This is a genomic window from Pseudomonas alkylphenolica, from assembly GCF_000746525.1.
In the GTDB taxonomy this organism is placed as follows: domain Bacteria; phylum Pseudomonadota; class Gammaproteobacteria; order Pseudomonadales; family Pseudomonadaceae; genus Aquipseudomonas; species Aquipseudomonas alkylphenolica.
Genome location: NZ_CP009048.1, coordinates 495761 through 521124 on the forward strand (window position 1 = coordinate 495761; position 25364 = coordinate 521124).

Genomic DNA, 25364 nt, shown 5'->3' on the forward strand with positions numbered 1-25364 from the left:
TATTGGCGGGGTTGCCGGCCAGTCATGCGGGCATGACTGGCCGTTGCAGCAGCTTAGTGGCTGCCTTGTTGCTCGGCCAGCTTGTCAGCCAGGCGGACGAAGGCGGCCAGGTCCAACTGCTCCGGGCGCAGGCTGCCGTCGACGCCAGCGGCTTCGATGGCTTCGCTGCTGAGCAGGGCCTTGAGGGAATTGCGCAGGGTCTTGCGGCGTTGGTTGAAGGCTTCGCGGACGATGCGCTCAAGCAGGCGGTGATCCTTGGCCGGGAACGGCAGGGTTTCGTGGGGAACCAGGCGTACGATGGCCGAGTCGACCTTCGGTGGCGGATTGAACGCACCGGGGCCGACGTTGAACAGATGCTCGACCCGGCAGTGGTACTGAACCATGATCGACAGGCGGCCCCAGTCGCCACCCCCGGGACCTGCAGCCAGGCGCTCGACCACTTCCTTCTGCAGCATGAAGTGCATGTCGCGGATCAGCTCGGCATTGGCCAGCAGGTGGAAGATCAGTGGCGTGGAGATGTTGTACGGCAGGTTGCCGACCACGCGCAGGCTGTTTGGCGCGGCGCCCAGGCTGGTGAAGTCGAACTTCAGGGCGTCGCCCTGGTGCAGGCGGAAGTTGTCGCGGCCAGCGAATTGCTGGTTGAGGATCGGCACCAGGTCCTTGTCCAGCTCGACCACGTCAAGCTGTGCGCCGCTGCCCAGCAGGCCTTCGGTCAGGGCGCCCTGGCCCGGGCCGATTTCCAGCATGCGATCGCCCGCCTTGGCGTGGATCGAGCGCAGGATGCGGTCAATGACCCCGGCATCGTGCAGGAAGTTCTGGCCGAAGCGCTTGCGCGCCCGGTGTTGGTATTGCTCACTCATAGTCGGGTCTCGGCCATCTGGTAGGCGGTTTCCAGGGCGACTTGCAGGCTGCCGGTGTCAATCTTGCCGCTGCCGGCCAGATCCAGGGCGGTGCCGTGATCGACCGACGTGCGGATGATCGGCAGGCCCAGAGTCACGTTGACGGCGGCGCCAAAGCCCTTGTACTTGAGTACGGGCAAGCCCTGGTCGTGGTACATCGCCAGCACTGCGTCGCAGTGCTCCAGATATTTGGGGGTAAACAGGGTATCGGCAGGCAACGGGCCGCGCAGGTCCATGCCTTCGCTGCGCAGGCGCGCCAATGTGGGTTCGATGGTGTCGATTTCTTCATGGCCAAGGTGGCCACCTTCACCGGCGTGCGGGTTCAGGCCGCAGACCAGGATGCGCGGATTGGCAATGCCGAACTTCTGTTGCAGGTCGGCGTGCAGGATCCGCGTGACGCGTTCCAGGCGTTCCGGGGTGATGGCGTCGGCTACATCGCGCAGGGGCAGGTGAGTGGTCACCAGGGCTACGCGCAAGCCGCGAGTGGCCAACATCATCACCACTTGCGCGGTGCCGGTGAGATCGGCGAGAAATTCGGTGTGGCCGGAAAAGGCGATACCGCTCTCGTTGATCACACCCTTGTGCACAGGCGCGGTGATCATCCCGGCAAAATGCCCGTCCAGGCAGCCTTGGCCTGCGCGGGTCAGGGTTTCCAGAACGAAAGCGGCATTGGCCTTGTCCAGCTGGCCAGCCACCACCGGGTTCTGCAGCGGCGTGTCCCAGACATACAGGCTACCGGCTGGAGCAGGCTGGTCAGGAAGGGTGTCGAGGCTGACCGGGAGCAGATTGACAGCCACACCCAGCTGCGTGGCCCGCTCGGCGAGCAGGTCACGGCTGGTGATGGCAATCAGGGGGTGAGGCTGGGCTTGCGCGGCGAGCAGCAGGCACAGGTCGGGACCTATACCGGCCGGCTCACCGGGTGTGAGGGCGAAGCGCTGAAGTTTCACTGGGAGGCCTGATCGGCGCCAGGAAGCTTGATTTCAACGTAGGCTTCGTCCCGGATCTGACGCAGCCAGGTTTGCAGCTCTTCGTCGTACTTGCGGTTACGCAGTACGTTCATCGCTTGTTGCTCACGGGCTTGCTCGGTGCTGTCAGTGGCGCGACGGCCGATGACTTCAAGGACGTGCCAGCCGTACTGGGTTTTGAACGGCTTGGTGACCTGACCCTGCTGGGCAGTGGCCATTTCTTCACGGAACTCGGGCACCAGGGCATTCGGGTCGATCCAGTTCAGGTCGCCACCGTTGAGAGCCGAACCCGGGTCTTCGGAGTAGCTCTTCGCCAGTTGGGCGAAATCTTCACCGTTCTGGATGCGCTCGTAGAGTTTCTCTGCCAGTGCTTTGGTAGCCGCTTCGCTGCGGATCTCGCTAGGCTTGATCAGGATATGGCGAACGTGCACTTCGTCACGCACCATGGTCTGGCCGCCACGCTTTTCCTGCAGCTTGAGGATGATGAAGCCGCCTGGTGTACGGACAGGCTCGGTGACATCGCCCACCGACATGGCGCTGAGCATACGGTCGAAAGGTGGTGGCAGCTGAGCCGCTTTACGCCAGCCCATCTCACCGCCTTCCAGCGCGCTTTCGCTTGCCGAACGGGCGATCGCCAGTTGAGCGAAGTCGGCACCCTGCTTGAGCTGCAGGTAAACCTGTTCTGCTTGCTTGGCTGCGGCCTGGATGGCGGTCGAATCAGCGCGTTCCGGGGTAGGGATCAGGATGTTGGCCAGGCGGAACTCTTCCGACAGCTGCATCTTGCCCATGTCCGAGGCGAGGAAGTTCTTCACTTCCTGCTCCGACACCTGAATGCGCTCGGCGACACGACGCTGACGCACGCGGCTGATGATCATCTCGCGACGTACCTGCTCGCGAGCATCGTCATAGGACAGACCGTCGCGGGCCAGGGCCGCGCGGAACTGCTCCAGGTTCATGCCATTGCGCTGGGCGATGGTGCCGATGGCCTGGTTCAGCTCTTCGTCGGTGATGCGGATGCCGGAGCGGTCGCCGATCTGCAGTTGCAGGTTTTCGACGATCAGGCGTTCAAGCACCTGTTGATCGAGCACGCTAGCAGGTGGCACGGAGCCACCACGCTTGGCGATGGTCTGCTGGACTTCACGCACGCGGCTGTCCAGTTGGCTCTTCATCACCACGTCGTTGTCGACGATGGCCACAACGCTGTCCAGGGTTTGCACGGCGGCATGCGCCGTGCTGCTCAGCAATACAGCGCCCAGCAGCAGCGGGCGCAGACAATCAGTAAGCTTGGTCTTCACGTTCACGATAACCTTGAATGCCTTTGTCGAGGAAAGACTCGACCTTATTGCCCACTACGCCGCCGAGGCCTTTCAGCACAACCTGCAGGAAGACGCCGTGGTCACCTTTTTCGTTTTGCGGAGTTGCCTGGCTGAAATCGTCGTAGTCAATCCAGTAACGGTTGATCAGACGCAGCTTCCAGCAGCAGTTGTCGTACTCGAAACCACCGAATGCTTCCAGGGTACGGTTGCGGTTGTAGTCGTGCTGCCAGCGGGCGATCGCGGTCCACTGCGGAACGATCGGCCACATGACCGAGAAGTCATGTTGCTGGATCTTGTAGTAGTCCTTGATGTAGTTCGCGTCGCCTGGCTTGCCGTAGTCACCACCCCCGACTTGCCATTGGCCAGTTGAGCTGTTGTAAATGACCATGTCGTTACGGTAACGGTAGCCGAGGTTGACGACCTTGTTGACGTCGTCTTCAGGCTGGTAGTGGAACATCGCGCTGCCCGAGCGGGTGCTGCGGCTGTCCGGGTCCCAGTTGAAGTCGGAGTTGAAGCGCCAGTCGCGGTTGTAGCGGTATTGGTATTCCAGCGCATAGGGAGAAACATCCGACTGTGCATCTTTGCGGTCTTCAAACGAGACGCCAGGCAATTGAACCTTGCGGTCTTTGAAGTACAGCGCTTGGCCGACGCTCAAGCGTTGACGTTCGAAGCCGTTGTCTTCGATCCAGCGGTTGGTTACACCCAGAGACAGCTTGTTTTCGTCGCCGATACGGTCGTTGCCGGAGAAACGGTTGTCGCGGAACAGCGAGGCGTAGTTGAACGTCGTTTCGCTGGTGTCGAAGACCGGAATGTCACGCTGGTCTTCATTCGGGACGTAAAGGTAGTACAGACGCGGTTCCAGGGTCTGACGGTAGTTTTTGCCGAACCACTGGGTATTGCGGTCAAAGTACAAGCCGCTGTCGACGCTGAAGATTGGTACGTTACGATTTTGCGTACTGCCGAACTTGCCAAAGTCTGCCGACTGGCCAGCAGACTGCTGTTTGCCCAGGCTGTCCAGATCAAGATCATAATGCGTAGACGCGTACTTCAGCGATGGCGTCAGGTAGCCGTAGGTCGCTGTCAGAGGCAGGCTGATTTTTGGCGCTGCATGCAGACGGGTGCCGTTTGCACGTGCGAGGCCAGTAACGTTCTGGTCGATACGACCACCATCCTGGCGCACGCTTCTATCAATGTTGCCGTCTTCGTCGAATACGGTTCCGCTTTTCAGATCACGATCGAATCGAACTGCTTCAGTCTCATAACTGAAGTCAAAGCCACCCGGATGATAAGGCAGCATGCCGTTGATGGTGATTTGCGGCAGCTTGTCATAAGGGGTGATCTGCGAAATGGTCGCCAGCTCAAAGGACTGTACGTTCAAGCGCGCAGTGTAGCTGTCGCCACGCCAGCTCAACGCACCTTGCTGATTGAGGAAGTCAGTGCTTTCGACGCCAATCTGATCCGATTCCAGATCCTGGAAGTAGAACGGATCGCTGATGTCGGTGTAGTCGACTTCAGTCAGCAGGCGCTCGTCAAGACCGCCCTTGTGTTGCCAGTTGACCATCCAGCGTTTTTCTTCGTAGTCCGTCTGCAGCTTGCGATCGTCATTCTCGTCATTCAGGAAAGCACCACCAAACTGACCTTCGCTGGACTTGGTCAGGTAGCGGAACTCGCCTTCCATCAACAGGCCGCGATCGGCCATGTAGCGTGGATACAAGGTGGCGTCGTAGTTTGGCGCCAGGTTGAAGTAGTACGGCGTGACCAGCATGAAGCCGGTGTCACTGCTGGTACTGAACGATGGCGGCAGGAAGCCGGATTGGCGGCGGTCGTCGATCGGGAAGTAGATATACGGCGTGTAGAACACCGGAATATCCTTGACCCGCAGGGTGACGTTGGTCGCGGTACCGAAACCGGTGGCCGGGTTCAGGGTGATGTTGTTGCCCTTGAGCTGCCAGGCGTTGCTGTTCGGCTCACAGGTGGTGTAGGTACCATCCTTGAGGCGGATGATGGCGTTCTCGGCGCGCTTGGCGTACAGCGCGCTACCGCGGATGCGCGACTTGTGCATCACGTATTCGGCGTTGTCGACCTTGGCTTCACCGGTGTCGAGCTGAATGTCGGCATGGTCGCCGACCACCAGCGAACCGTTGTCACGGATCTTCACGTTGCCGGCGAGTTCGCCACGATTCTCGGCCTGGTACAGGTTGGCCTCGTCGGCTTCAACCTGCATGCTGCCCTGGCGCATGACCACATCACCGGCGAGGGTGGCGATCTGCTGCTCTTGCTGGTAGCGGGACACCTTGGCGCCGATGAAGGTCGGGGCTTCATCCTTTGGCGTGGTGTCATCCATGCCCGGACGGGTCGGCTCGATATAGGCGCCGGCACAGTACGGCCCGGTTTCGGCGAGCTGGGCAGGGGTCAGCTGATCACGCGGAACCCAGTCCAGGTGGCTGTAGTCGGCGCTGCGGGATTTCAGCACACGGCCTTTGCTCTCGGTAACGAGCATCGGGCCCTTGCCGGCCTCTTCGACGGCTTCGCCGGTCTCAGCGGTGGCTTCACCCGTCGAGCTGGCAGCTGCACCCGGATGCACCGGACGAGGCGGCAGCGCGGCAGCATTGGCTTTGGGCTTGCAGTCCCAGCCTCCGGCAGCGGACACTTGGCAGTCGAATTGCTCTGCGGCGACCACATACGAGGTGGCCAGAGGTTGCAGCGCCAGCAGACCGCCGGTGACCAGCAACGGGAATTTTTTACGAAACGCGGGGGATTTCAATGCCATCTTATTAGTCCGGGCTTCCTGCGTGCCATCTGCCCGCGTGTGGGGCCGCACGCCTCTCGATGGTCTGAAAGTCGGGTGGGAACTGACCATTACTGGCCAGTTCCCCCCTAAGAACCGTACGTGCGCCTTTCAGCGCATACGGCTCAAGCCTTTACGAAGCTCCCAGAGGGAGCCGGTTTGCTCACGTGCAGACCACGCGTGTGGAGCTGGTTGTGACAGTTGGGGTGCAAGAGTACCCGATTGCCTAGTTCATCGCCACCGCCCAAAGAGCGGTGATTGATGTGGTGGTCGTGCCACCCTGTTTCCCTAGTGATCGGTTGCCCACATAGCTGACATAGACCGCTTTGGCTGGCGAATAGAGTGCCGATTTGTTTCCGGTATTTCAGCTGTTTCAGCATCCGGTCGGTCCTCAGTTTCTCGCCTATAGCTTCCATGGCCGGATCGTAGGGATTGTAATCCCCACTCACCTTCTTATGTCGCTCGATCGGTGTACTCGCAAGCGTGTACAGCTCGACCTCCCGTTTTGTTCCAGCTTCATCAGTCACCGTGGTGGCGAACACCCAGTTCCTATCGCCTAGGGATCGGAAATATTTCTTCCTTACCCAATCGAGGGTCTTGTTTGGGTGTCGCCTTTTCGCCCAACGCCAGAGTTTGATAAACACCCTGTAATCCATTCGGCTATACGCCTGCTTCGCGACTACTGGTTGGTGGTACAGCGCCCAGCCTCTCAGTTTTAGGTTGAGCATTCGGATCAGATCCTCCTGCTTGGCCGTCTTGTGAGAGTCGATCGCCTCTCTGATCTTGCTGTAGAACGCCTTGACGTTCTTCTTGCTCGGCTTGATCAGTAACGTTCCATCGTATTTCCGGAAATTCCATCCAAGAAAGTCGAAGCCTCCGTCGATGTGAACGATCCGCGTCTTTTTGAGTGAAAGCCGCAGTCCGCGCGTTGCGAGGAACTGCTCTACCCAAGGTTTTACTTCGTTTTCCAGCACCTCCGGGGAGGTGCCGGTGATTACGAAGTCGTCGGCGTATCGCACCACGTTCACCTTCAGCTTCTTCGCCCTTGACATCCCCAAGTGTTCCTTGAGGAGTGTTTCCAGACCATCCAGTGCCAGATTTGCCAGCGTCGGGGAGATAATTCCCCCCTGCGGCGTGCCTGCGTCCGTTGCGTGTAACTGCCCCTTGTGAATGACTCCAGCCTTTAACCACTGCCGAAGCATCCGTGTATCCGTGGGGGCGTTCCTTAATAGCCATTCGTGGTTGATGTTGTCGAAGAATCCCTCGATGTCCGCGTCCAATACCCAGCAAGCCGAGGCCCGCTTGGATAGGCACAAGAACAACTGCGCCATCGCATCCGCCGTACAGCGTTCGATCCTGAAGCCGTAGCTGTTCGGATCTCCTCGGGTTTCGGCGATGGGAGATAGGGCCAGCATATACAGCGCTTGCATGGCCCTATCCGTCATGGTCGGTATGCCCAAAGGGCGTTCCCGTCCATCCGATTTCGGGATGTAGACACGCCGTAATGGCCGAGCCTTGTATCCCCGCGTCTTCAATTGATCAACCGCATTCCATTTTGCGTTGGGTGTATCCCAGAGTTGCCTATCGACTCCCGCCGTGCGGCTTCCCTGATTTTCCGTGACTCTCCGTACAGCCAAGTATCTGGCCGACTTTGAGCGGGTAAGCATCCGTTGCAGGGACTTAACCTTGCGCCATTTGCTTTCCCGACAAGCCTTCGCAATTCGCAGCTGCATTTCCCGAACGTTCCGCTGAACTCGACGCCAATCGACGTCGTGCCACTGTTGCGGCTCGCTGGAAAGCGCAGACTCCGAGCATTGATGCTTGAGCGCTATCATGCTGCTTTCCTCTCATTGTTGAATCCACCCATGGAGAGGAGTGCACGTACTACTACCCCTGGTGGGGTCGAGTGCACCCCGCCAGGGCGGAAAAGCAAGGGTCATGGACCCAAGGGTTAATGAGACAGCTTCCTGTCAGTGTAATTGCGACGAAAGACCACGCAGAAGTCTGCCCGGTTTCCCGTGAGGTGATGTTTCAACCTCTATCCAGACTATTACGGTCTGGCATTCGCTTTTTCTGCGATCCCATACCCGCATAACTAACAGTGTTCCTTACGGTCCACCTGCCCTAAGGGCAGTTATACGGGCTTACCACGTTCCCTGTCTGTCACACGACTGGGTTAGGCCCCGCCTTTTCACCGGAGGTTATGATGGCGACGTACCCCCACATCCCACAGGGATATCCAACCTCGTACCATTTTGGTTCATGCCTAACAGCAGTTTTGGCATGGTTATCCTTACGGTGTTTATCAGCGATTCACTTGTGTTGGCCGTACCAGCCAGCCTAGCGCCTCAACCCGGTACTGCTCCGAGTCTCTGCATTCCTCCTCGCGGAAGAGATGCACCCATATGGGGGCTACGTTGTCTGACGGGCTTCACACACCACCGTTGCCAGTGATGCATGCCGTCGTAGGCTACCGTTGGTCGCACAACGAGTCCGCTACTGCTCCATAGAGGCGGCAGTTGGACAATGACAGACAGAGCTTTCGCTCATGTCTCCTGGAAGACCGAACCAAGACAGCAAGATAGCCGTTGGTCGGAAAGTAGATGCCTCCTGATTCAAAATGAGCAGGAGGAGACCCCTGCGGGGGTCGAATCCCCCGCTTGGGTTGGTATGTAGAGGGCTCTCCAAAACCGGATGCTGCTGGTTTTGCGGTCGTGCTACCGAGAGCTGAACGACCTTGGGTTTTGCCATCCGCCGCAGCGGTAAGTTCTTGAAGGCAATGAACTTCTGGGCGGTTTTGTTTCTTGGGGATGGATACCCAAGTATTCGATTTCCTCCCGGAAATCCCATCAAGCTGACCATACAGCTTGGTGGAGGAGACACGCTACGCGTGTCGCACAAGATGCTGGATAATAAAGCATGACCCGCTTGACGGCTAGGGCCGTCGGAGACCCTTGTAATGCCTGATCACGATGTACGCCTGCAACACCTCACTGTCTGGCTCGATGCACAACTGACCGATCTGTTCGATAAACAGGGCTGGGGTGCGGTTCCAGCGGCCAGCCTGACCGCTGCGAGCAGCGATGCGAGCTTTCGCCGCTACTTCCGCTGGCAGGCCGAAGGCCACAGTTTTATTGTCATGGACGCACCGCCGCCGCAGGAAAACTGCCGTCCTTTTGTTGATATCGCGCACTTGCTGGCCTCTGCCAAGGTCAATGTCCCGGTAATTCATGCGCAGGATCTGGAGCGCGGGTTCCTGCTGCTCAGCGATCTGGGTACCCAGACCTATCTCGATGTGATCAATGCCGACAATGCCGATGGCTTGTTCAATGACGCTATCGATGCGCTGCTGGCGTTCCAGCAATTGCCGATGGACGCGCCGTTGCCGAGCTACGACGTGGCCCTGTTGCGCCGCGAGCTGGAGCTGTTTCCCGAGTGGTACGTGGGGCGCGAACTGGGTCTGGGCTTCACTGACCGGCAACTGGCCGCCTGGCAACGCATCAGCACGCTGCTGATCGATAACGCCCTGGCCCAGCCCAAGGTGCTGGTGCACCGCGACTATATGCCACGCAACCTGATGCAGAGCGTTTCGAACCCTGGCGTACTGGATTTCCAGGATGCCGTTTACGGGCCGGTCACCTATGACGTCACCTGCCTGTTCAAAGATGCGTTCCTGAGCTGGCCGCAAGCGCGGGTTGAAGGCTGGTTGAAGGGCTACTGGGACCGGGCGCAGGCCAAGGGCATTCCAGTGCAGGCCGACTTCCAGGACTTCTACCGCGCCAGCGACCTGATGGGCGTGCAGCGGCACCTCAAGGTCATCGGTATTTTCGCGCGGATCTGCCACCGTGATGGCAAGCCACGCTACCTGACCGACGTACCACGCTTCTTTGCCTACATAGATGAAGTGATTGCCCGCCGTCCTGAACTGGCCGAGCTGGATGAGTTGATCGAGAGTCTGCAGGCTGAGGCTGGAGCGCGTCCATGAAGGCAATGATTCTCGCGGCGGGCAAGGGCGAGCGGATGCGTCCGCTGACCCTGCACACGCCCAAGCCCCTGCTGCCGGTGGCGGGCGTGCCGCTGATCGAGTACCACCTGCGCGCCCTGGTGGCAGCAGGTTTCAAAGAGGTGGTGATCAACCACGCCTGGCTCGGCGCACAGATCGAAGCTCACCTGGGTAACGGTGCCGGTTGGGGCCTGAACATCAGCTACTCGCCGGAGGGCGAGCCGCTGGAGACCGGGGGCGGGATCTTCAAGGCTCTGCCCTTGCTCGGTAATGAGCCCTTTGTGCTGGTCAATGGTGATGTCTGGACCGATTACGAGTTCAGCCGTTTGCCGCAAAAGCCTGCAGGCCTTGCCCATCTGGTGCTGGTCGATAACCCGGGCCATCACGGCAAGGGCGATTTCTGCCTGCAGCAGGGTTTGGTCAGTGACGGTCAGGGCGGGGCAGACACCCTGACCTACAGTGGCATCGCTGTCATCGATCCGGCCTTGTTCGAAGGCTGTACGGCCGGTGCCTTCAAGCTGGCACCGCTGTTGCGTCAGGCCATGGCAGCAGGTCAGGTCAGTGGCGAACATTTCAGTGGTCACTGGGTGGATGTCGGTACGCAGGAGCGTCTGGCGGAAGTCGAACAACTGATCAAAGGACGCCGTTGACATGTTGTGGCCGAGCACAGTGATTGGTGCCGGGGCCGGCTTCGCCATTGCCAGCATTCCAGGGGCATTGCTGGGGGCGTTGCTGGGTCAGGCGATGGACCGCCGCTTGCAGTTGCACAGTTGGGCGCATGTCCGTGAGCGCCTGGGTGGGCGTCCGGTCTTGCGTGACGATGAGGTGCTGTTCGTGCTGCTTGGGCGTCTGGCCAAAAGTGACGGGCGGGTGGTCGACGGGCATATTCAGCAGGCGCGTCAGGAAATGCAGCGCCTGGAGATGAGCGAGACTGCGCGTCGCCGGGCGATTGCCGCGTTCAACCGTGGCAAGAGTGGCAAGGACCGCTTGGGTGTCTACCTGCGTCGTTTGCGGCAGCAACCCCATGCCGCCGAAGGCATGTTGCGCGCTTGCTTGCGCATGGCCTGGGCCGATGGCCGGGCAGGTCGACGCGAACGCGAGCTGTTGCTCGACTGGGGGCAGCAGCTGGGGTGGTCGGCGCCCAAGGTCCAGGCACTGGCGCTGGAATATGAGCCCCAGCGGGCGGGCTTATCCAGCGCCAATCTTGGTTATCAGGACGCTTTGCGCATGCTCGGCGTCGAGGCGCACGCTGAGCCGGGCCAGATCAAACAGGCATATCGGCGGCTGGTCAGCCGCCACCACCCGGACAAGCTGGTCGGCAGTGGCGCCAGCCCATCGCAGGTACGTGAAGCCACCGAGCGTACCCGTGAACTGCACCAGGCCTACGCGATCATCCGCCAGCGCCGCGGTTTCTAGTCGGCCATTTCCGGGCTGAGCCAGCCACGCACGCGGCGGAACAGTTGTTCCTGTTCTGCCGCGCTGTTGCCGGGCATGGCGGTCAATCCTACCTGACGATAATTCTGGTCCTTGAGCCGTTTGCTGGCCTGCAGACGCTGCTCGGCCGCGCGTCGCGCCTGGGGCTGGTTGGTGTAGAAGAAGTCCGCGGTGGGGACTTTCAGCGAAGGCGCCAGGGCGTCCAGGCTTTGTTCGGCTTGAGCGGGCGTCTGCGCTGTGACCATTACCAGTTTCTGCACCTGTGCCGGTTGCCGCTCACTGAGATAGCGGGCAGCCCAGTAGGCGCCACTGCCATTGCCCAGCAGGACGATGCTCCGTGCGTTGTGCTGCTGGGCGTAAGCCACGGCGGCATCGAGACGGGCAAAGATGCGCTCGGCATCGGCTTTGTCATTGATGCCTGGGGCCTCGGGTTGGGCTGCACTTTCGCTGGCCTCACTCTCGGCGGTCGTAGCTTTTTCGACGCTGGCATTGGCGTCGTCAGGCGTGTCCTTGGCCGGTGCGCTCTGACCTTGGGCCACCGCCTGGCTTGGAGCCGGTGCAGTTTCGACACGTGCTTGCGGGCTGTCGGCCAGCAGGTCCGGCAGGCTCAGACTCAAACTATGCCAGCCGGCGTCCGGAAACTTGCGGCGCAACGGGCCGACGGTCTTAGGCCAGTCGGCGGTTTCGCCAGCGCCGGCGAGGATGATCAGTGCGCCCTCGGGTTCGCTGGTGTTGGCCGGTTTCCACAGCGCGAGGAAATTGTCGCTGCCGGCTTGCAGCATTTGTTGCTCGGCCTGGGGGACCTGCCGCTCCAGCGCCTGGGCATCTTCCTGGCTGCGTTCAGCCAGCGGTTGGCGCTGGACGCTTGCCGGTGGAGTGTTCTCAGCAGCTTGCGGTGTTTCATCTGCAGCCGCTTGTGCGCTACAAGGTAGTATCAATACAAGGCAAAACGCCGGAAGCGTCGTGCGAAAAAGTGCGAACATGGAGTGGTCCAGGCCAGAATAATACCGGCAGCCTAATAGTATTTGTCCGGGACGGCCATGCTCGGCGGCCATCCATTCTTTGATGAGCGTTTAGATGAAGTCACTGCGCTGCCTGTTGGTTATCGGCTGTTTGTGCTGGTCCTTGATCGCTTGGGCGACCCCTGCAAGCACGTCGGCTGCTGTGGCTCTCGACCCTGCGCAACAGCAATGGCTCGAGCAGCACCGCAGCCTGCGGGTCGGGCTGGTGTTGCAGGCGCCGTTTGCCCAGTTCGACCGTCGCCTGCAACAGCTGTATGGGGTCAATGTCGAACTGATGAACTGGTTGGGTCGTTCGCTGGGGCTGGATCTGACCTGGCGAAACTTCCCGGATCAGGCCGCGCTGGAGCGGGCGCTGGTGGCTGGTGAGGTCGATCTGGCGCCTGGCCTGACCCAGACACCGGCCGGTCTGCGCTTGTGGCTGTTCAGCGATCCGTACATGCGTGTGCCGCAGTTGATCGTTGGGCCGCGCAGTGGAGCGGTGGCAGTGGATCTTGAAAAACTCGGCGACAATGAACGGGTCGCGGTGCGCATGCCCAGCGCGGTGGCCGACTACCTGCGCGCCACCTACTCGAACCTCAATTTGCAGGGCGTTCCCGAGGAGCGTCAGGCGCTGCAGCTGGTACTCAGCGAACAAGCCCGCTACGCCGTGGTGGATGAAGCGCAGTTGAGCCGGCTGTCGCGCGAAAGCGAGTTCAGCGACCTGGCGGTGGTCGGCGATATCGGCTTGCCGCAATTGTTGCGCGTTGCCTCGCGACGTGACTGGCCGCAGTTGGCAGAGATTCTTGAGCGCGGTCTGCAGGCGATCCCGGCCAAGGACCTGGAACAGTTGCACCAGCGCTGGCTGGAACCCAAGTACCCGCGCTTGAGCGAATCGCCGGGTTTCTGGCAGAACCTGGGACTACTGCTTGCCGCGCTGTTGTTCAGCTGCATTGCCATCGTGGTGTGGCAGCGGCGTCAGTTGCGTCAGCTGGAGCACCACCTGCTGGCTGCGCGGGAGACCATCAGCCAGCGTCAGGCTCGGGAAGAGGCCTTGCGCTTGAGTCAGTTCTCCATCGACCAGAGTACGGTGGGCATTCTCTGGGTCAACTGGGATAGCCATGTGCGTTATGCCAACCGCGCCGCCGAAAACATGCTCGGCTATGCCGAGGGTGCGGTGGTCGACCGGCCACTGATCGACTTCGAGCCCGGCCTGCATATGGACCGCTGGCTTGAACTGTGGAAAGGCGCGCGCGCCAGCAACGATGTTGCCCTGCATTTCGAAACCCAGTGCCTGCGCGCCGATGGCAGCCTGCTGCCGGTGGATGTGTCGCTGAGCTTTTTGCGCTTTCGCGATGCCGAGTACCTGGTGGTGTTTCTCACTGACGTGACCGAACGGCGCCGGGCCCTGGCTGCCTTGCGCGAAAGCGAGGCCAGGCTCAAGGGGATTGCCGGCAACGTTCCGGGGCTGGTATTCCGGCTTGAGCGCAACCCGGCTGAAGGCGAGCTGGAATTCCCCTACATCAGTGAAGGCAGCGAGGCTCTGGTCGGCTATACCCCGGCCGCCTTGCAGCATCCGGACATGGGCCTGCGCAACCTGGTTCACCCGGATGACCGGGCCGATTACCACAAGGTCCAGGACCTGGCCCTGGCCACCGACCGCGACTGGTCCTGGCAAGGGCGCATCCTGACCCGCGAGGGTGAGCAGCGCTGGGCTGATATCAAGGCCAGTACCCGTAGCCTGGGCGATGGCCGCGTGGTCTGGGACGGCGTGGTCTGGGACATTACCCAGAGCAAGCGGGCCGAGCTGGAGCTGGCCCGCTCCCAGGAGCAATTGCGCGATCTGTCGGCGCACCTGGAAAGCGTTCGTGAAGAAGAGAAAGCTCGTATCGCCCGGGAAGTGCATGACGAACTGGGGCAGATGCTGACAGTGCTCAAACTGGAAACGTCGATGTGCGAGCTGGCCTACGCTGACCTTGATCCCGGCCTCAACGAGCGCCTGGGCAGCATGAAACGCCTGATTGCCCAGCTGTTCCAGTTGGTTCGAGATGTCGCCACCGCGTTGCGACCGCCGATTCTGGATGCCGGCATCGCCTCGGCGATCGAGTGGCAGGCCCGGCGTTTCGAGGCGCGCACGCAGATTCCTTGTCTGGTCCAGGTCCCGGAAAACCTGCCGCCTTTGAGCGATGCCAAAGCCATTGGCCTGTTCCGCATCCTGCAGGAGGCGCTGACCAATGTCATGCGTCACGCCCAGGCGCATACTGTGCAGATCAGCTTGAGCCTGGACGGTCGCACCCTGCGTTTGACGGTTATCGACGATGGTATCGGCTTTGCGCTGGATGAAAACCGCCCGACATCTTTCGGTCTGGTCGGGATGCGGGAACGGGTACTGATGCTGGGCGGACAAATGACCCTGGAGAGCGAACCGGGCGAGGGCACTAGCCTGAGCGTGGCGATTCCCCTGAAATAGGAGCGGTATTGTGATTCGAGTTCTGGTTGCCGAAGACCACACCATCGTTCGTGAAGGCATCAAGCAGTTGATTGGCCTAGCCAAGGATATGCAGGTGGCAGGGGAGGCCGGTAATGGCGAGCAATTGCTGGAGACTTTGCGGCATACCGACTGCGAAGTGGTGTTGCTGGATATCTCCATGCCTGGGGTCAATGGCCTTGAGGCGATTCCGCGGATCCGCGCCTTGAGCAACCCGCCAGCGATCCTGGTGCTGTCGATGCATGACGAGGCGCAGATGGCCGCGCGGGCGCTGAAGGTCGGTGCTGCGGGCTATGCGACCAAGGACAGCGATCCGGCCTTGTTGCTGACGGCCATTCGGCGGGTGGCCGGCGGTGGTCGGTATATTGATCCGGATCTGGCTGACCGGATGGTCTTCGAGGTCGGCCTGACTGACGCCCGGCCCCTGCATTCGCTGCTGTCGGAGCGCGAGTTTTCGGTGTTCGAGCGCCTGGCCCAGGGCGCCAACGTCAACGACATTGCCCAGCAGCTGGCACTGAGCAACAAGACCATCAGCACCCACAAGGCGCGCCTGATGCAGAAGCTCAATGTGAACTCGCTGGCGGAGTTGGTGAAGTACGCCATGGAGCACAAGTTGCTCTGAGTGTTCTGATTGCGACATCGCGGGGCTGTGGGAGCGGGCTTGCCCCGCGATGACATATCCAAAAACGCCATCCTTGTAGGGCAATCCCTACCCCAAGCCTTCCATCCCGCTGATACCAATCTCTCTCCACCCCCGATTTGCGCCGCCTCGCCCCTTCACTAGGCTGTCAGCACGGCAGTCATCCAACAAGAAGGTACGGGTATGAGTGAGGTGAATTCGAGCGCTGCAGCCGGCGAAGTGCTGGTCAGCTTCCGCGGTGTGCAGAAGAGCTATGACGGCGAAACGTTGATCGTCAAAGACCTCAATCTGGATATTCGCAAAGGCGAATTCCTGACCTTGCTCGGCCCTTCCGGCTCCGGCAAGACCACCAGCCTGATGATGCTGGCAGGCTTCGAGACCCCGACCGCCGGCGAAATCCAGCTGGCCGGACGCTCGATCAACAACGTGCCGCCGCACAAACGCGACATCGGCATGGTGTTCCAGAACTACGCACTGTTCCCGCACATGACCGTGGCGGAGAACCTCGCCTTCCCTTTGAGTGTGCGCAACCTGAGCAAGACCGACATCAGCGAGCGGGTCAAGCGCGTGCTCAACATGGTCCAGCTCGATGCGTTCGCCAAGCGCTATCCCGGCCAGTTGTCCGGCGGCCAGCAGCAGCGGGTGGCCCTGGCGCGGGCATTGGTGTTCGAGCCACAGCTGGTGCTGATGGACGAACCGCTCGGCGCGCTCGACAAGCAGCTGCGTGAACACATGCAGATGGAAATCAAACACCTGCACCAGCGCCTGGGCGTCACCGTGGTGTATGTGACCCACGACCAGGGCGAAGCTCTGACCATGTCTGATCGCGTGGCCGTGTTCCATCAGGGCGAAATCCAGCAGATCGCCGATCCGCGCACGCTCTATGAAGAGCCGAAGAACACCTTCGTCGCCAACTTCATCGGTGAAAACAACCGCATCAATGGCCGCCTGATCAGTCAGGACGGCGAGCGTTGCCTGGTGCAGCTGGCCCGCGGTGAGAAGGTCGAGGCATTGGCGGTCAATGTCGGCCAGAGCGGCGAACCGGTGACCCTGTCGATCCGCCCCGAGCGCGTACGCCTCAATGGCCACAGCGAGAGCTGCGTCAACCGCTTCTCCGGGCGGGTGGCCGAATTCATCTATCTGGGTGACCACGTACGGGTGCGCCTGGAGGTGTGCGGCAAGGCCGATTTCTTCGTGAAGCAGCCGATTGCTGAACTCGACCCGGCCCTGGCCGTGGGCGACGTGGTACCGCTTGGCTGGGAAGTGGAGCACGCCCGCGCGCTCGATCCGATCCTGGAAGCCAATTGAAGGTTTGCTTCACCAACCCTGTACTGTGGAGAAAATAATAATGCTAAAGCACTTGAAGTTGACCGCTCTGACGCTGGGGCTGTTTGCGGCGGGCCAGGCCATGGCGGCGGCTGACCTGACCGTGATCTCTTTCGGTGGTGCCAACAAGGCAGCCCAGACCAAAGCGTTCTACGAGCCATGGGAAAAGGCTGGCAACGGCAAGATCGTTGCGGGCGAGTACAACGGCGAAATGGCCAAGGTCAAAGCCATGGTCGACACCAAGAGCGTGTCCTGGAACCTGGTCGAGGTCGAGTCGCCGGAACTGGCCCGTGGGTGTGACGAAGGCATGTTCGAAGAACTCGATCCGGCGCTGTTCGGCGACGAGGCCGACTATGTCCCAGGTGCTATCCAACCGTGCGGCGTCGGCTTCTTCGTCTGGTCCACGGTGATGGCTTACAACGCCGACAAACTGAAAACCGCGCCAACCAGCTGGGCCGATTTCTGGGACACCAAGCAGTTCCCGGGCAAGCGTGGTCTGCGCAAGGGCGCCAAGTACACACTGGAATTCGCCCTGATGGCCGACGGTGTCGCGCCTAAAGATGTCTACAAGGTACTCGGCACCAAAGAAGGCCAGGATCGCGCCTTCAAGAAACTCGACGAACTCAAGCCAAGCATCCAGTGGTGGGAAGCTGGCGCTCAGCCGCCACAGTACCTGGCCTCGGGTGACGTAGTCATGAGCTCGGCCTACAACGGCCGGATCGCCGCAGTACAGAAAGAAAGCAACCTGAAGGTGGTATGGAACGGCGGCATCTACGATTTCGACGCCTGGGCCATTCCAAAGGGCGCGAAAAATGCCGAAGAAGCCAAGAAGTTCATCGCCTATTCGGTCAAGCCTGAGCAGCAGAAGATCTACTCGGAAAACATTGCCTACGGTCCGGCCAACTCCAAAGCGGTGAGCCTGCTCTCCGACGAGATCAAGAAAGACATGCCGACCACCCCGGAAAACATTGCCAACCAGGTGCAGATTGACGTCGCCTTCTGGGCCGACAACAGCGAGCAACTGGAGCAACGCTTCAACGCCTGGGCTGCCAAGTAAGGTCGGCTGATGGAGCGTCGGCACGTCGCCGACGCTTCCTGTTCTCAAGATTTCGGAGTTCGCTATGGCCATCGCAGTGCCCCTGAATGAAGGCGCCGGTTCCACACTCAAGCAGCGTCTGGCGCGTGCCGAGCGGGTCAACCGCTGGAAGGCGCAAGCCCTGATCGCGCCGCTGGCGCTGTTCCTGCTGCTGGTTTTCCTGGTGCCGATTGCCGCGCTGCTCTACAAGAGCGTCGGTAACCCGGAAGTTGTCACAGGCTTGCCGCAGACCGTTGCGGCGGTCACGCAGTGGGACGGCAAGGGCCTGCCGGACGAATCGGTGTACAAGGCACTGAGCGAAGACCTTGGCCAGGCGCGCAAGAACCAGACACTCGGCGACACCTCCAAGCGTCTGAACATGGAGCTGGCCGGCTATCGCAGCCTGCTGGCGAAAACCGCTCGAGCCTTGCCGTTCAAGACCGAGCCGGCTTCTTATAAAGAAGCACTGCAAGAGCTGGACGAGCGCTGGGGCGATCCGGCCTACTGGCAGGCCATTCGTCGTAACACCAGTAGCGTCACCCCGTTCTACCTGTTGGCGGCTCTGGATCACCGCATCGATGATCTCGGCGAGCTGGCCAAGGCTACCCCGGACCAGGCCATTTACCTGGACATCTTCACCCGTACCCTGTGGATGGGCTTTGTCATCACCGCCATCTGCCTGGTGCTGGCTTATCCGCTGGCCTATTTGCTGGCCAACCTGCCAACCCGGCAGAGCAACCTGTTGATGATCCTGGTACTGCTGCCGTTCTGGACTTCGATCCTGGTGCGGGTTGCCGCCTGGATCGTGCTGTTGCAATCGGGTGGCTTGATCAACAGCGCGCTGATGGCCGTGGGGATCATCGACAAACCGCTGGAGCTGGTATTCAACCGCACCGGTGTGTACATCTCCATGGTCCACATTCTGCTGCCGTTCATGATCCTGCCGATCTACAGCGTGATGAAGGGCATCTCACCCACCTACATGCGTGCGGCGATCTCCCTGGGCTGCCATCCGTTCACCAGCTTCTGGCGGGTGTACTTCCCGCAGACCTACGCAGGTGTAGGCGCGGGCTGTCTGCTGGTGTTCATCCTGGCCATCGGCTACTACATCACCCCGGCGCTGCTCGGCAGCCCGAACGACCAGATGGTCAGCTACTTCGTGGCGTTCTATACCAACACCAGCATCAACTGGGGCATGGCTACTGCGTTGGGCGGTCTGCTGCTGCTCGCTACTGTCATTCTGTACCTGATCTATAGCTGGCTGGTCGGCGCCAGCCGCCTGCGTCTGAGCTGAGGAGCGTTGTCATGCTGAGCCCTTACATGTCGCCCGTTGAGCGGGTCTGGTTCTACAGTTTGCGCATCCTCTGCGGGCTGATCCTGTTGTTCCTGGTGTTACCGGTACTGGTGATCATTCCGTTGTCGTTCAACTCCGGCAGCTTCCTGGTCTATCCGCTGCAAGGCTTTTCGTTGCAGTGGTACCACGACTTCTTTGCCTCGGCCGAGTGGATGCGGGCGTTGAAGAACAGCATCATCGTCGCCCCGGCGGCGACCGCGCTGGCCATGGTCTTTGGCACCCTGGCGTCGATCGGCCTGACCCGCGGTGACTTCCCCGGCAAGCCACTGATCATGGCTCTGGTGATTTCGCCGATGGTGGTGCCGGTGGTGATCATCGGTGTCGCCAGCTACCTGTTCTTCGCGCCGCTGGGCATGGGTAACAGCTTCATTTCGCTGATTCTGGTGCATGCGGTGCTGGGTGTGCCGTTCGTCATCATCACTGTGTCGGCGACCCTGCAGGGCTTCAACTACAACCTAGTGCGTGCGGCTGCCAGCCTGGGGGCTTCGCCGCTGACGGCCTTCCGTCGGGTGACCTTGCCACTGATTGCCCCCGGGGTGATCTCCGGCGCCCTGTTTGCCTTTGCCACCTCGTTCGACGAAGTGGTGGTGACCCTGTTCCTCGCCGGCCCCGAGCAGGCGACCCTGCCACGGCAGATGTTCAGCGGTATCCGCGAGAACCTCAGCCCGACCATCGCCGCGGCGGCGACCTTGCTGATTGCGTTCTCGGTCCTCTTGTTGCTGACCTTGGAATGGCTACGTGGGCGTAGTGAAAAACTGCGGACTCAGCAACCGGGTTGAATTTATCGCGGGGCAAGCCCGCTCCTACCGAGTCCCAGTGGGAGCGGGCTTGCCCCGCGATCGACTTCCGACGACCGCTTTGATACCGGTCAGCCCATGGCCATTCGCCTGAGGTACAATGCGCGCCACTGTGATTCTGCCCTACAGGTGCGCCATGCAGCCCTACGCAATTGCCCCCTCGATTCTTTCTGCCGACTTCGCTCGCCTGGGCGAGGAGGTCGACAATGTACTGGCCGCTGGTGCCGACATCGTTCACTTCGACGTAATGGACAACCACTACGTACCGAACCTGACCATCGGCCCTATGGTCTGCACCGCACTGCGCAAGTACGGCATCACCGCGCCGATCGACGTGCACCTGATGGTCAGCCCGGTCGACCGCATCATCGGCGACTTCATCGAAGCGGGCGCCAGCTACATTACCTTCCATCCGGAAGCCACCCTGCACATCGATCGTTCACTACAGTTGATTCGTGACGGTGGTTGCAAGGCCGGCCTGGTGTTCAACCCGGCAACCCCGCTCGACACCCTCAAGTACGTGATGGACAAGGTCGACATGATCCTGTTGATGAGCGTCAACCCAGGTTTTGGCGGTCAGAAATTCATTCCCGGCACCCTCGACAAGCTGCGCGAAGCCCGTGCGCTGATTGATGCCAGCGGCCGCGATATCCGTCTGGAAATCGACGGTGGGGTGAATGTGAACAACATTCGTGAGATCGCTGCCGCCGGTGCCGATACCTTCGTCGCCGGTTCGGCGATCTTCAATACCCCGAACTACCAGGAGGTCATTGCCAAGATGCATGCCGAACTGGCCCTGGCGCGCCCATGAGCGGCTTCGAGCAGCTGTTCCCCGGCGCACTGCCCAAACTGGTGATGTTTGATCTGGACGGTACCCTGATCGATTCGGTACCGGACCTGGCAGCGGCGGTGGATAACATGCTGCTCGAAATGGGGCGCAAGCCCGCTGGCCTGGAGGCGGTACGCCACTGGGTCGGTAATGGTGCCCCGGTGCTGGTGCGCCGGGCCCTGGCCGGTGGTCTGGATCATGCCGACGTCGATGAAGACGAGGCAGAAAAAGGCCTGGAGTTGTTCCTGCAGGCCTATGCCGACAACCACCAGCTAACCGTGGTGTACCCCGGCGTGCGCGACACGCTCAAGTGGTTGCACAAACAGGGCGTGGAAATGGCCCTGATCACCAACAAGCCGGAGCGCTTTGTCGCGCCGTTGCTCGACCAGATGAAAATCGGTCGTTATTTTCGCTGGATCATCGGTGGCGACACGCTGCCGCAGAAGAAGCCCGATCCGGCAGCATTGCTGTTCGTCATGAAAATGGCCAACGTCTCGGCTGAAGCCGCCTTGTTCGTTGGCGATTCGCGCAGCGACGTGCTGGCGGCCAAAGCAGCCGGGGTCAAGTGCGTGGGCTTGAGCTATGGCTACAATCACGGACGGCCGATCAGCGAAGAAGAGCCGTGCCTGGTCATCGATGACCTGCGTGCGCTGTTGCCCGGTTGCTTAGATGCGGCCACTGGGATAACGTTGGCTGACGTTCATTCCCCCAAAGATCGAGATTCCATCGTGGCGGTTACCGGCAAACTCTGGATGAAAGTCATCAAGGCCCTGGCCCGTTGGCGTTGGCGCGCCTGACTGTTCGCTGCCGGCCGTTGCCGGCCCGTTTGCCTGTTTGACCCATTTGCTGTTTGCCACGAGGCTATCATGACCCGCGAAGAATTCCTGCGCCTGGCCGCTGCCGGCTACAACCGTATTCCCCTGGCCTGCGAGACGCTGGCCGACTTCGACACGCCGTTGTCGATCTACCTGAAACTGGCCGATCAATCCAACTCCTACCTGCTTGAATCTGTGCAGGGCGGTGAGAAATGGGGGCGTTACTCGATCATTGGTCTGCCGTGCCGCACTGTGCTGCGCGTGCATGACCATCAGGTACGCATCACCCATGACGGCGACGAAATCGAACGTCACGACGTGGAAGATCCGCTGGCTTTCGTCGAGTCCTTCAAAGAGCGCTACAACGTCCCGACCATTGCCGGTCTGCCGCGCTTCAATGGTGGCCTGGTGGGCTACTTCGGTTATGACTGCGTGCGCTATGTCGAGAAGCGTCTGGGCAAATGCCCGAATCCGGATCCGCTGGGCGTGCCGGATATTCTGCTGATGGTGTCCGACGCCGTGGTGGTGTTCGACAATCTGGCGGGCAAGATGCACGCCATCGTGCTGGTCGATCCGGCCCAGGAACAGGCCTACGAAAACGGCCTGGCACGTCTGGAAGGCTTGCTTGAACAGCTGCGCCAGCCAATTACCCCGCGTCGCGGCCTGGAGCTGGGTGGCCCGCAAGCCGCCGAGCCGACCTTCCGTTCCAGCTTCACCCAGAGTGACTACGAGCGTGCGGTCGATACCATCAAGGAATACATCCTGGCCGGCGACTGCATGCAGGTTGTGCCGTCGCAGCGTATGTCGATCGACTTCAAGGCAGCGCCTATCGACCTGTACCGGGCGCTGCGTTGCTTCAACCCGACGCCGTACATGTATTTCTTCAACTTCGGTGACTTCCACGTAGTGGGCAGCTCGCCGGAAGTGCTGGTTCGGGTCGAAGACAATCTGGTCACCGTGCGCCCGATTGCCGGTACCCGCCCACGTGGCGCCACCGAAGAGGCTGATCGTGCGCTGGAAGAGGATCTGCTGTCGGACGACAAGGAAATCGCCGAGCACCTGATGCTTATCGACCTGGGCCGCAACGACGCCGGCCGGGTGTCGGCAACCGGTACGGTCAAGGTTACCGAGAAGATGGTGATCGAACGTTACTCCAACGTCATGCACATCGTTTCCAATGTCACCGGTGAACTGAAAGAAGGCCTCAGCGCGATGGATGCGTTGCGCGCCATTCTGCCCGCCGGGACCTTGTCCGGGGCGCCGAAGATCCGCGCGATGGAAATCATCGATGAGCTTGAGCCGGTCAAGCGCGGTGTCTACGGTGGCGCGGTCGGCTACTTTGCCTGGAACGGCAACATGGACACCGCCATCGCGATCCGCACAGCGGTCATCAAGGATGGTGAGCTGCATGTCCAGGCCGGTGGCGGTATCGTTGCCGACTCGGTGCCGGCGCTGGAGTGGGAAGAGACCATCAACAAACGCCGGGCGATGTTCCGCGCGGTAGCGCTGGCGGAACAAACGCCGCGCAGCTGAAGTTGAAAAAACGGCGCTCCAGATGAGCGCCGTTTTTTTATGCCGTCAGAAGTCCAGACTCAGGGCCAGGTTGATCCCTTGCTGGGTCAGTTCGTCACTCTTGCGCCAGTTGTATCCGGCGCGCAGTGCCAGTTGCGGTGCCAACTGATGAGCCACACCCAGGCTGGCGCGATTCATATTGCTCTGCGGGGTGTAGCCGGTGAGGGTGAAGTCGTTGCCCGGCAGGCTGTTCAGGTGCAGGCTCAGGTCCTGTTGATCATCCTCGAACTCATGCTCATGGGCGATTTCGGCAAACAGCTGGGTGGCCGGTGCAATCCGGTATTTGCCCAGCAGGCCGAGGCCCAGTCGGCGTGATTCACGTTCCTGATCATCAAAACTCAATGCCGTAGCACGGGCGCCTTTCTCCGAGTAACCATCGACTTTCACGCGGGCATAGTCGGCACTGATAAAGGGTGACAGGTGCCAGTCGCTGTCTGCCTGAGCCAGGTCATAGCCCAGGCGCGCGGCAAAGGCCCAGACTTCGCCGTCGGTATCACCTTTTTCGCTGCGCTCGTTGATCCCCAGGGCGAATGTACGCTTCAGGTCACCATAGTCCAGGTGCCCCACGCTCAATGCGGCATCGGCCCACCACTGGTTGCGCTGGAACTGGGCGAATGCGCTGGTCAGATAACTGTCGAGCTTGTACTCGGAGTCGTGGGCACCGGCTTCGAGCTTCTGCTGATCGATACCGACGGCCAGACCGATGCGCCAGGCCTCGTCGAGGCGGTAACTGCCACCCAGGGTCAGGTTGTAGCCATGGCCATCGGCGCTGGCCGAACTGCGCTGGCCATCGATATCCAGCTTCTGTCCGCTGGCGGCAACGATGGCTTGCCACTGGCCGACGCCTTGCCAGTCGCTCTGCCATTGGTTGCGCAGTTCGTCCTGATGCGCACGCAGGCTGGCGTGAGCCATTTCCGGCAGTAGCGTCAGTTCCCAGGGGGCGGCAAGCAGCGAGTAACCGTAGTCGGCAATCAGCTTCTGTCCGGCGCTGGTGGGGTGGACCGAGTCGTTGAACAGCAGCTTGTCTGGATCAGGCGTGGCGCTGTTGATTCCGTACAGCGGGTTTTCCAGGCAACCATTGCCGCTGTAACAGGTGCCGACCAGATTCTGGCCGACGGCAAGGCCGAACTGTTGTGGCGCGTTGACGCTTTCCTGAAGCAGCAGGGGCACGTTCAGCGGAATAATCTGCGCATCGATCTGCCCCAGTTGCCGCACCAGCTCCTGATTGAAGACACTGCTCAACTGCGACAGTGGCCCCTGCTGTGCAGTACCGCTGAATGCTGGCGTCAGACCCAGGTCGGGCAGCAGCCAGACCATGATGTAGCGCGCTCCCCCCTGTTGCAGCGCGTGGGCGCTGGCGGCCAGGCGATCAGCTGCGGCTACGGCGCCAGCCGGGGAGGTGACCAGCCCCTGAAGGAAGTCGTTACCGCCACCGGTCAGATAGTAGAGCGCGTTCGGGTCGGCTCGCAGGCCCCCGGCAAGATAACCGGGACGCTCACGCAAAACGGTGCCGGCTCCGGGGTTACCCGGGGGGATGACGGTCAATGAGCTACCGGTGATGGACTCGTAGATCTGGTCGGTACGGTAGCCGCCCACCGCCCAGTTGTTGCCATCGGGGCGACCCAGGGCGGTATTCACCGGGGAGGTGGAGGCGCCCAGTTCGCTCGGCGCGATACCCAGTTGTGCCCCTAGCAGCATGGGCGATACCGCAGCGTACTGGCCATTTGCGTCGCGGTTGGTGAAGCGCAGGCCGCTGCCGCTTGGGTCGCTGGGGTCCGGGAATTGCCCGGCATCACTGAGGCTGTCACCAAAAACGATCAGCGTCGAATAGGGTGAAGGCGCGGCAAATGCCTGGCTGCTGGCTAGCAGTAACGTGCCGAGTAATGAGCGGAAAAATGGAGGTTTTTGCATCGAAGAGGTCCCTTTTCATTGTTTTTATAGAATCCGCCCGAGCGACCTTAGCAAATCAGGGGGTATTGTTTACCCGGTCATTCGTTTCCCCATGCTTCCAGCCATATTGCGTGCGCCGCTGCGGTAAGCTACTGTGCGGGAACGTATGAACGAG

General features: G+C 60.8%; 20 protein-coding genes. 13 read left to right on the plus strand and 7 right to left on the minus strand.

What is annotated here, in order from left to right:
• Nucleotides 1-53: 53 nt before the first annotated feature.
• The 5 genes from rsmA to ltrA form a co-directional block, all read right to left on the minus strand.
• Nucleotides 54-860: a 16S rRNA (adenine(1518)-N(6)/adenine(1519)-N(6))-dimethyltransferase RsmA gene (gene rsmA, locus PSAKL28_RS02245; protein ID WP_038606042.1), complete on the minus strand. Its 807-nt coding sequence runs from the start codon at nt 858-860 to the stop codon at nt 54-56.
• Nucleotides 857-1846: a 4-hydroxythreonine-4-phosphate dehydrogenase PdxA gene (gene pdxA / locus PSAKL28_RS02250; protein ID WP_038606045.1), complete on the minus strand. Its 990-nt coding sequence runs from the start codon at nt 1844-1846 to the stop codon at nt 857-859. Before pdxA ends, rsmA begins: the two co-directional genes overlap by 4 nt.
• On the minus strand, nt 1843-3159 hold the full coding sequence (gene surA, locus PSAKL28_RS02255) for a peptidylprolyl isomerase SurA (protein WP_038606048.1): 1317 nt from the start codon (nt 3157-3159) through the stop codon (nt 1843-1845). The genes pdxA and surA overlap by 4 nt, the downstream gene beginning before the upstream one ends.
• The gene (locus tag PSAKL28_RS02260) at nt 3140-5950 is read right to left on the minus strand and encodes an LPS-assembly protein LptD (protein WP_038606050.1); all 2811 of its coding nucleotides are present in this window, start codon (nt 5948-5950) and stop codon (nt 3140-3142) included. The genes surA and PSAKL28_RS02260 overlap by 20 nt, the downstream gene beginning before the upstream one ends.
• 143 nt (nt 5951-6093) lie before the next feature.
• On the minus strand, nt 6094-7803 hold the full coding sequence (ltrA, locus tag PSAKL28_RS02265) for a group II intron reverse transcriptase/maturase (protein ID WP_038606054.1): 1710 nt from the start codon (nt 7801-7803) through the stop codon (nt 6094-6096).
• Nucleotides 7804-8705: 902 nt separating this feature from the next.
• On the opposite strand from ltrA, the gene PSAKL28_RS27565 reads away from it, so the two are divergent.
• From PSAKL28_RS27565 to PSAKL28_RS02280, 4 genes are read left to right on the plus strand one after another with little or no spacing between them, the layout of a single operon-like run.
• Nucleotides 8706-8891, plus strand: coding sequence for a hypothetical protein (locus tag PSAKL28_RS27565; RefSeq protein WP_157686993.1), 186 nt, complete (start codon nt 8706-8708; stop codon nt 8889-8891).
• A gap of 36 nt (nt 8892-8927) precedes the next feature.
• Nucleotides 8928-9953, plus strand: a complete 1026-nt coding sequence (locus PSAKL28_RS02270) for an aminoglycoside phosphotransferase family protein (protein WP_038606056.1) — start codon at nt 8928-8930, stop codon at nt 9951-9953.
• A complete protein-coding gene (murU, locus tag PSAKL28_RS02275; RefSeq protein WP_038606058.1) occupies nt 9950-10621 on the plus strand; it encodes an N-acetylmuramate alpha-1-phosphate uridylyltransferase MurU in 672 nt (223 codons plus the stop codon). Before PSAKL28_RS02270 ends, murU begins: the two co-directional genes overlap by 4 nt.
• A gap of 1 nt (nt 10622) precedes the next feature.
• On the plus strand, nt 10623-11387 hold the full coding sequence (locus PSAKL28_RS02280) for a DnaJ domain-containing protein (protein ID WP_038606061.1): 765 nt from the start codon (nt 10623-10625) through the stop codon (nt 11385-11387).
• Here PSAKL28_RS02280 and PSAKL28_RS02285 read toward each other — a convergent pair.
• The gene (locus PSAKL28_RS02285; protein WP_038606063.1) at nt 11384-12388 is read right to left on the minus strand and encodes an alpha/beta hydrolase family protein; all 1005 of its coding nucleotides are present in this window, start codon (nt 12386-12388) and stop codon (nt 11384-11386) included. The two genes, PSAKL28_RS02280 and PSAKL28_RS02285, sit on opposite strands and share 4 nt — an antisense overlap.
• Before the next feature lie 94 nt (nt 12389-12482).
• Between PSAKL28_RS02285 and PSAKL28_RS02290 the strand changes: the two genes are divergently transcribed.
• From PSAKL28_RS02290 to trpE, 9 genes are all read left to right on the plus strand, one after another.
• Nucleotides 12483-14873, plus strand: coding sequence for a PAS domain-containing sensor histidine kinase (locus tag PSAKL28_RS02290; protein ID WP_038606066.1), 2391 nt, complete (start codon nt 12483-12485; stop codon nt 14871-14873).
• 7 nt (nt 14874-14880) lie between these two features.
• Complete coding sequence (locus PSAKL28_RS02295) at nt 14881-15513, plus strand: response regulator (RefSeq protein WP_174446954.1); 633 nt, start codon at nt 14881-14883, stop codon at nt 15511-15513.
• A gap of 201 nt (nt 15514-15714) precedes the next feature.
• On the plus strand, nt 15715-16839 hold the full coding sequence (locus tag PSAKL28_RS02300; protein WP_038606070.1) for an ABC transporter ATP-binding protein: 1125 nt from the start codon (nt 15715-15717) through the stop codon (nt 16837-16839).
• 40 nt (nt 16840-16879) lie between these two features.
• Nucleotides 16880-17914, plus strand: a complete 1035-nt coding sequence (locus PSAKL28_RS02305) for an ABC transporter substrate-binding protein (RefSeq protein WP_038606073.1) — start codon at nt 16880-16882, stop codon at nt 17912-17914.
• Between the two features lie 64 nt (nt 17915-17978).
• Nucleotides 17979-19226 carry an ABC transporter permease gene (locus PSAKL28_RS02310; RefSeq protein WP_038606075.1) on the plus strand — a complete coding sequence of 416 codons (1248 nt, stop codon included), beginning with the start codon at nt 17979-17981 and terminating at the stop codon, nt 19224-19226.
• 11 nt (nt 19227-19237) lie between these two features.
• Entirely contained in the window at nt 19238-20065 is an 828-nt protein-coding gene (locus PSAKL28_RS02315; protein ID WP_038606078.1) for an ABC transporter permease, read from the plus strand.
• Between the two features lie 154 nt (nt 20066-20219).
• Nucleotides 20220-20894, plus strand: coding sequence for a ribulose-phosphate 3-epimerase (gene rpe / locus PSAKL28_RS02320; protein ID WP_038606081.1), 675 nt, complete (start codon nt 20220-20222; stop codon nt 20892-20894).
• Nucleotides 20891-21709, plus strand: a complete 819-nt coding sequence (locus PSAKL28_RS02325; RefSeq protein WP_038606083.1) for a phosphoglycolate phosphatase — start codon at nt 20891-20893, stop codon at nt 21707-21709. The genes rpe and PSAKL28_RS02325 overlap by 4 nt, the downstream gene beginning before the upstream one ends.
• 69 nt (nt 21710-21778) lie before the next feature.
• Nucleotides 21779-23260: an anthranilate synthase component I gene (gene trpE, locus PSAKL28_RS02330; RefSeq protein ID WP_038606086.1), complete on the plus strand. Its 1482-nt coding sequence runs from the start codon at nt 21779-21781 to the stop codon at nt 23258-23260.
• A gap of 45 nt (nt 23261-23305) precedes the next feature.
• Here the strand turns inward: trpE and estP are convergent, their stop codons facing one another.
• Nucleotides 23306-25210 (minus strand): esterase EstP, encoded by a 1905-nt coding sequence (gene estP, locus PSAKL28_RS02335; RefSeq protein WP_038606089.1) that lies wholly within the window; start codon nt 25208-25210, stop codon nt 23306-23308.
• Nucleotides 25211-25364: the final 154 nt, after the last annotated feature.

Coding starts and splice junctions, on each gene's coding strand:
- trpE (WP_038606086.1), top strand. CDS start 21,779: ATGACCCGCGAAGAATTCCTGCGCCTGGCCGCTGCCGGCTACAACCGT.
- PSAKL28_RS02315 (WP_038606078.1), top strand. CDS start 19,238: ATGCTGAGCCCTTACATGTCGCCCGTTGAGCGGGTCTGGTTCTACAGT.
- PSAKL28_RS02325 (WP_038606083.1), top strand. CDS start 20,891: ATGAGCGGCTTCGAGCAGCTGTTCCCCGGCGCACTGCCCAAACTGGTG.
- PSAKL28_RS02280 (WP_038606061.1), top strand. CDS start 10,623: ATGTTGTGGCCGAGCACAGTGATTGGTGCCGGGGCCGGCTTCGCCATT.
- murU (WP_038606058.1), top strand. CDS start 9,950: ATGAAGGCAATGATTCTCGCGGCGGGCAAGGGCGAGCGGATGCGTCCG.
- ltrA (WP_038606054.1), bottom strand. CDS start 7,803: ATGATAGCGCTCAAGCATCAATGCTCGGAGTCTGCGCTTTCCAGCGAG.
- PSAKL28_RS02285 (WP_038606063.1), bottom strand. CDS start 12,388: ATGTTCGCACTTTTTCGCACGACGCTTCCGGCGTTTTGCCTTGTATTG.
- PSAKL28_RS02260 (WP_038606050.1), bottom strand. CDS start 5,950: ATGGCATTGAAATCCCCCGCGTTTCGTAAAAAATTCCCGTTGCTGGTC.
- PSAKL28_RS02300 (WP_038606070.1), top strand. CDS start 15,715: ATGAGTGAGGTGAATTCGAGCGCTGCAGCCGGCGAAGTGCTGGTCAGC.
- PSAKL28_RS02310 (WP_038606075.1), top strand. CDS start 17,979: ATGGCCATCGCAGTGCCCCTGAATGAAGGCGCCGGTTCCACACTCAAG.
- PSAKL28_RS02290 (WP_038606066.1), top strand. CDS start 12,483: ATGAAGTCACTGCGCTGCCTGTTGGTTATCGGCTGTTTGTGCTGGTCC.
- PSAKL28_RS02305 (WP_038606073.1), top strand. CDS start 16,880: ATGCTAAAGCACTTGAAGTTGACCGCTCTGACGCTGGGGCTGTTTGCG.
- estP (WP_038606089.1), bottom strand. CDS start 25,210: ATGCAAAAACCTCCATTTTTCCGCTCATTACTCGGCACGTTACTGCTA.
- PSAKL28_RS02270 (WP_038606056.1), top strand. CDS start 8,928: ATGCCTGATCACGATGTACGCCTGCAACACCTCACTGTCTGGCTCGAT.
- rsmA (WP_038606042.1), bottom strand. CDS start 860: ATGAGTGAGCAATACCAACACCGGGCGCGCAAGCGCTTCGGCCAGAAC.
- rpe (WP_038606081.1), top strand. CDS start 20,220: ATGCAGCCCTACGCAATTGCCCCCTCGATTCTTTCTGCCGACTTCGCT.